This window comes from Thiomicrorhabdus sp. (assembly GCF_041583835.1).
GTDB lineage: Bacteria > Pseudomonadota > Gammaproteobacteria > Thiomicrospirales > Thiomicrospiraceae > Thiomicrorhabdus.
This window is the reverse complement of sequence record NZ_JBFHFC010000039.1, coordinates 1-6,266: the sequence shown is the minus strand read 5'-3', so window position 1 is coordinate 6,266 and position 6,266 is coordinate 1. Positions and strand designations below refer to the sequence as shown.

General features: G+C 48.5%; 9 protein-coding genes. 6 read left to right on the top strand and 3 right to left on the bottom strand.

The window, feature by feature from the left end; all coding sequences use genetic code 11:
• Nucleotides 1-2 precede the first annotated feature (2 nt).
• The 6 genes from ABY044_RS12055 to ABY044_RS12030 all read left to right on the top strand — a co-directional run bounded on the left by ABY044_RS12055 (nt 3) and on the right by ABY044_RS12030 (nt 4,142).
• The gene (locus ABY044_RS12055) at nt 3-140 is read left to right on the top strand and encodes a His/Gly/Thr/Pro-type tRNA ligase C-terminal domain-containing protein (protein WP_373020984.1); all 138 of its coding nucleotides are present in this window, start codon (nt 3-5) and stop codon (nt 138-140) included.
• A 198-nt stretch (nt 141-338) separates the two neighbouring features.
• Nucleotides 339-722, top strand: coding sequence for a hypothetical protein (locus ABY044_RS12050; RefSeq protein ID WP_373020982.1), 384 nt, complete (start codon nt 339-341; stop codon nt 720-722).
• A 169-nt stretch (nt 723-891) separates the two neighbouring features.
• Nucleotides 892-1,704, top strand: a complete 813-nt coding sequence (locus ABY044_RS12045; protein WP_373020980.1) for a class III extradiol ring-cleavage dioxygenase — start codon at nt 892-894, stop codon at nt 1,702-1,704.
• An 85-nt stretch (nt 1,705-1,789) separates the two neighbouring features.
• The gene (locus ABY044_RS12040) at nt 1,790-2,803 is read left to right on the top strand and encodes an NAD(P)-dependent alcohol dehydrogenase (RefSeq protein WP_373020978.1); all 1,014 of its coding nucleotides are present in this window, start codon (nt 1,790-1,792) and stop codon (nt 2,801-2,803) included.
• Nucleotides 2,800-3,777, top strand: coding sequence for an NAD(P)-dependent alcohol dehydrogenase (locus ABY044_RS12035; RefSeq protein ID WP_373020977.1), 978 nt, complete (start codon nt 2,800-2,802; stop codon nt 3,775-3,777). Before ABY044_RS12040 ends, ABY044_RS12035 begins: the two co-directional genes overlap by 4 nt.
• A gap of 83 nt (nt 3,778-3,860) precedes the next feature.
• Complete coding sequence (locus ABY044_RS12030; protein ID WP_373020976.1) at nt 3,861-4,142, top strand: hypothetical protein; 282 nt, start codon at nt 3,861-3,863, stop codon at nt 4,140-4,142.
• A 30-nt stretch (nt 4,143-4,172) separates the two neighbouring features.
• On the opposite strand, the gene ABY044_RS12025 is transcribed toward ABY044_RS12030, so the two are convergent.
• From ABY044_RS12025 to ABY044_RS12015, 3 genes are all read right to left on the bottom strand, one after another.
• Nucleotides 4,173-4,538, bottom strand: coding sequence for a DUF2784 domain-containing protein (locus tag ABY044_RS12025; RefSeq protein WP_373020974.1), 366 nt, complete (start codon nt 4,536-4,538; stop codon nt 4,173-4,175).
• A gap of 31 nt (nt 4,539-4,569) precedes the next feature.
• Complete coding sequence (locus tag ABY044_RS12020; protein ID WP_373020972.1) at nt 4,570-5,319, bottom strand: slipin family protein; 750 nt, start codon at nt 5,317-5,319, stop codon at nt 4,570-4,572.
• Nucleotides 5,316-6,266, bottom strand: a 951-nt coding sequence (locus tag ABY044_RS12015) for a nodulation protein NfeD (protein WP_373020970.1), incomplete at its 5' end; no start/stop codon positions are given. The genes ABY044_RS12015 and ABY044_RS12020, both read right to left, overlap by 4 nt.

Here is a 6,266-nt window from a genome sequence, read left to right as displayed (position 1 = left end):
GTATCCCACACCGCATCGTCATCGGCGAGCGCGGCTTGGACAACGGCATGCTGGAATACAAAAACCGTCGCGACGAAAAATCGCAAGACATCGCACAGGAAGGTTTCATCGACTTCCTGATGGAAAAACTGGGCAAGTAATTTCAAGCTTAACCAGAACTAAAAAAAGCGGCCTTTATGCCGCTTTTTTTATACCCAATCAAAACTGAACAGGCCTGTTCGCTTCCAAACAAGCCCCCCACAAAAACCACAAAAACCCAATTGACATCAATAAGATAACTAACATACGATACATGTTAAAAATGTAGCGTATAGAGGATACCCTAAGTGCCAAGAAGAATGACTCAAACAAAAAGTAAAACCCATCAGGCCATGAAAAATTCTTCTTATGAAAGTATGGTCGTCAGCTGGCTGATGCAAGATGGTTGGCAGGTATTCATTCCCATTTTGGATCATGGACACAAAACAGACCTTCTCATTTCCGATGGTCCAAATTATTACCGAATACAAGTGAAGTCAGTAGAGGCCTCCGGTGATGACCACATCGTTTTAAACCAATGGGAAGGCAGCGATATCGACGTGGTTGTTTACTTTACGCGCAATTCCAACTGGGGCGTTATTGCGCCTGCTTTCCATGAAAAAAAACGTCCGCTTAACCATCAAGAACATAGAAAGTTTCTGCAAGATAGAAAAGAATTTCTTAAAGAGTTCCATCAACTTTAACAACCTCTCCCCCCGGTACTGTCCACTTTTAAAAAGATAATATTTTGCATTCTAATACAGCGCCTCAATGTTCTCGTTAACGCAATAATCTATTAATTATTCACGTACATTTAAAGAAAATAAAAGATTTAAACTAAGTTCATGAAATCCCTTAACTAAGGAAGCGATCATGAACGATACAAATTACTCTAAAACACCAAACGCATTATTCCTGTCTCACGGCGGTGGCCCCATGCCTCTACTTGGCGATATCGGTCACAAAGAATTGGTCGAGAACCTGAAAACCATGGCCGGAATGATTGAAAAACCGTCCGCCATTATCGTGATCAGTGCCCACTGGGAAGCTAAAAAGCCAACCATCACCAGCGGCGCGCATCCTTCTTTGATCTACGATTACAGTGGTTTTCCACCCGAGTCCTACCTGATCGAATACCCTGCTCCGGGCAATGTAGAACTGGCGTCGGAAATCCATTCGTTGTTGAATAAGCACGGACTTGGCGCCGAACTGGATGACCAGCGCGGTTTCGACCACGGTCTGTTCGTGCCATTGAAAATCATGTATCCGGAAGCGGATATTCCTTGTGTGCAGGTGTCGCTGGTCAAAACATTGGATCCAAAACTGCACATTCAAATCGGCAAAGCGTTGTCGGAACTTAGTCATGAAAACCTGCTCATCATCGGATCCGGTTTCTCGTTCCACAACATGCGTGCGTTTTTCAGTCCGCCGAATGCAGAGGCTGAGAACATGAACGAGTCGTTCGAAGCCTGGCTCATCGACACTTGTTCCAACCCCGATATCGACGAACAGGAACGTACACGTCGACTTGAAAACTGGGAACAAGCGCCTTTTGCCCGCTACTGCCAACCTAGGGAAGAGCACCTGATGCCTCTTCATGTCTGCTACGGAGTTGCGCAACGTGCCTGCTCCAAGGTATTCGAACTCCGGGTTTTAGGGAAAAAATCCAGTGCTTATATCTGGTAACTCCCCTATCCCCAAAAACAGATAATTGAAAACAGCGGACGCTTAGGCGATACTGGAATCCAATCAACCTTTCCCGGGGTGGGTCATGAAAGCGATTGTTTGGACAGCCTACGGAGCACCGGACGTACTTCAAATGCAGGAAGTCGCAACACCGGTGCCCAAAGAAAACGAAGTTCTCGTCAGAATCCACGCAACCACCGTTGAAACCGGTGACTGTGAAATGCGCCGCTATCACATGCATAATCGACTTCTCTACCTCATGAGGCCGATTTTCGGTCTGTTCAAACCTCGAATCAAAATACTCGGACAGCAACTCGCCGGCGAAATCGTCTCGGTGGGTAACAAAGTCTCGCGTTTCAAGCCGGGCGATCTTGTATTCGGCGTTCCCGACTTCGGTTTCGGCTGCTACGCCGAATACAAATGCTTAAAAGCAACCTCCCCCCTATCGTTTAAACCAGACAACCTGAGTTTTGAAGAGGCCTGCAGTGTGCCTGTCGGAGGTACCAACGCCCTGCACTTCCTCAAAATGGCAAACATCCAACCGGGTGAATCCGTTCTGATTTACGGTTCGACCGGCACCATCGGCACTTATGCCGTACAGATTGCCAAATCTTTCGGTGCCGAAGTAACCGCCGTATGCAGCACGACGAAAACCGACTTGGTCAAATCATTGGGAGCCGATCACACAATCGATTACACGAAAGAAGATTTCAATCAGGTAAACCAACATTTCGACGTCATTTTCGATACCATCGGAAAAAGTCCGTTCTCGTGGTGCTTGGACTCTTTGACACCGCATGGCCGATACCTTCTGGCTAATCCAACGGTTTCCGAACTGGTCAAAGGCATCTGGACCAACCTGATTGGAGGCAAACGGGTACTATTCAAATTAGCCAAATATACACAGGAGGATTTGGAATATCTCAAAGCCTTAATGGAAGACGGCAAACTCCAAACCGTCATCGACCGGATCTACCCGCTTGAACAAGTGGCCGAGGCGCACCGTTACGTCGAACAGCGACATAAAACCGGCAATGTCGTCATCCAAATACAGGAGGAGGATAAAAAGGTGTCTCAAACAGGAGAGAAAAGTTCATGAAAGCGGTCGTCTTGGAAAAATACGGTTCCCCCGAAGCACTCCAACTGAAAGAAGTGTCCAAACCCAAACCTAAGTGGAACCAGGTTCTGGTGAAAGTGCATGCTGTTTCGATCAACGACTGGGACTGGGGGATCTTGACAGCCACCCCTTTTGCAAATCGCTGGATGGCGGGTATTTTCATACCAAGCAAAATACCGATTCTGGGTTGCGACATCGCCGGACGTATCGAAGCGGTTGGAGCAAACGTCAAACGTTTTAAAGTCGGTGATGATGTATTTGGAGACCTTTCCAGTAACGGCTGGGGAGGTTTTGCAGAATACCTATGTGCCGACGAAAACGCCCTAACCTTAAAACCCGAAGACATGCCGTTTGATGATGCCGCCTGTCTGCCCCAGGCAGGTCTGTTGGCTTTACAAGGGCTGCTCCAAGGAAAAATCGATTCGGGAAAACACAAAAAGGTTTTGATCAACGGCGCTTCGGGTGGTGCGGGAACCCTAGCAATTCAAATCGCCAAGTCCTATGGAGCCGAAGTCACCGCCGTATGCAGTGCTGAAAAAATGGATCTGGTGAAATCACTCGGTGCCGACCGTCTGATTGATTACAAACAGCAAGATTTTACCCGGGATACAGACCTTTACGACTTGATTCTGGATGTCAAAGGATTCCACTCGCTTTTCGATTATCGTCGAGTTCTCAATTCCAAAGGCCATTACGTCATGCTTGGAGGATCCAATACCCTTGCTCTGCAAACGATTCTGATCGGCCCGCTGGTTTCAATGTTCAGCGATAGAAAATTGGGGCTGTTGATACTCAAACCCAATAAAAATCTAGAGATGCTAACGCAGCTTTATGAGGATGGAAAAGTTCGTCCCGTCATCGACAAACGCTACCCTCTCGAACAAGCTTCCGAAGCCATGCGCTACTACGCACACGGACTCGCCAGAGGCAAGGTCGTTATATCGATGGAATCCTAATGAAGCAACTCGAAGACCTGCTCAACTTAATCGGTTAGAATGGGAAAGCGTACTAGAACACACATCAAGACGAGGTATTTAAAATGCGAACAAAACTGCTTGTACTTTCTCTGTTTACTTTTTTAATGGTCGGTTGTGCCAGCAACCCAAACAGTTCACTTGCTCTGCAATGCGAAAACGGCTTGAAAGTGGCCTATCAAGAACTCGATTACGCCAAGGCCAAAGGATTTGACGGCACGGTTGAATACACCAAAGCCGCAGGCCTGTTAAGTGCTGCTAAAATCCAGCAGCAATTCGGTAAATATCCAAACTGCATCGATAAAGTTGAACGTGCCCGCGCATTTATCAAAGCGTCACAACGCTAAGACGTTCACGGCCCGAATAAAGCTGTCCGCCTATTTTCTATGGCGGACCCAAATCCAGACATACACCGCCAGATTGATCGTGATCACCACTATTCCCATAGCGATCGCCATCTCGCGCGTGGCACCATCCGGATAAACCAAAGTCACCAAATACCGGTCGATAAACCCACCGTTATAGACATCCCCTGCGCCAGCAGCTTGCCGAAAACTGTTTTCCATTGGCGTTAACGGACAAGTCCAACCAATCAGAGAGATCAACGCACCCCACGTTGCGGCCGGAACCTGGATCCAGGCCAACCAACGCCACTTAAACACCATAAAGCCACCGAACAGCACAAATACGATGAACGCAAAGTGCAACAACACAATGAAATCTGCGGCCAATTGATAAATCACACGCTCCCCCGTTTCATAGACGATTCGCCAATCATTTCTCTTTCTTCAAGAGCGAATCGATCAACTCCATCGGCAACGGGAAGACGATGGTGTTCGATCGTTCGTTGGCGATTTCCGTCAAGGTCTGCATATAACGTAACTGCAATGCCTGAGGCTGCTGGGCGAGAATCTTAGCCGCTTCATACAGTTTTTCGGATGCCTGCATCTCACCCTCGGCATGGATGACCTTGGCACGCCGGTTACGCTCCGCCTCAGCCTGTTTGGCAATTGCGCGGATCATACTCTCGTTCAGGTCGACGTGTTTGATTTCGACATTACTGACCTTGATTCCCCAAGCGTCGGTCTGTTGATCCAAAACATTCTGGATATCGGCATTCAAACGCTCACGCTCGGAGAGCATCTCGTCGAGTTCATGCTGCCCCAGTACCGAACGCAAAGTCGTTTGCGCCAACTGACTGGTGGCCTCGTAGAACTTCTCGACCTGAATGATGGCTTTATCCGGTTCAATCACGCGAAAATACACCACGGCGTTTACATTCACCGAAACGTTATCCCTTGAGATAACGTCCTGACTGGGTACGTCCATGACAATCGTCCGCAAATCCACCCTTTCCATCTGTTGGATAATCGGGATGACGATAATGAAACCGGGTCCTTTCACTTTCCAGAAACGCCCGAGTAGAAAAATGACTCCGCGCTCGTATTCGCGCAAAATCCGAATAGCGCTGGCAAAAAACAGCACTACAAGTGCAATGGCTATATACATAGAATAGGCCGTCATGTCTTATCCTCCTCTGTTGAAACTTCGAATGGCTCTACACTGAGAGTCAGGTTATCGATTGCTTTTACTTTGACCATCTGGTCTTTGTGTAACGGTGTTTCACTCACCGCCCGCCAATGTTCGCCGTGGATCACCACCGTACCTTGGCGGTCAAAATCGCCGACGACTCTGGCCTGCCCGCCGATCAATTCTTCTATACCGCTCACAACAGGTCGGTTCCGGGCTTTCAAGGCCAGCGTGACCACTGTAAACAGGATCACAAAGCTGGCGATGGCAAAGGTCAGGATAATGGAAATATCGATGCCGTAACCGGGCGCGTCGGTGTCGATGAGAATGATCGATCCCATTACAAACGCAATCCCCCCACCAATGCCCAACATCCCGAAACTCGGTTCGAAGGCTTCCGCAACCATCAGCGCAACACCAAGGAAGATCAACGCCATGCCGGCGTAATTGATCGGCAACAACTGGAATGCATACAGGGCAAGGAACAAAGAAATGGCGCCGATGGTGCCCGGCAAAACCGCACCGGGATTGTAGAATTCCAGAATCAATCCATAGACGCCTATCAGCATCAGGATATAGGCGATGTTGGGATTGGTGATGACGCTTAAAAGTCGGCTGCGCCAATCGGGCTCGATCTTAACAACCGTCGCGCCGCTGGTTTTCAGTATTCGGGTCTCGTCACCTATTGTGACTTTACGACCGTCCAGTTTCTGTAACAGGTCGTCCATGTTATTGGCGATGAGGTCGATGACATTCAATTTCAATGCTTCGTCGGCAGGTAAGCTGGCAGCCTGCCTAACCGCCTGCTCGGCCCATTCGGCATTACGGCCGTGCAGTTTTGCCAATCCCCTAATATAGGCGACCGCATCGTTAATCGCCTTACTTTTGTGTGCATCCTCGACATTCTGCGGTGAATTACCTTTATTGTTACCCTCGTCCGG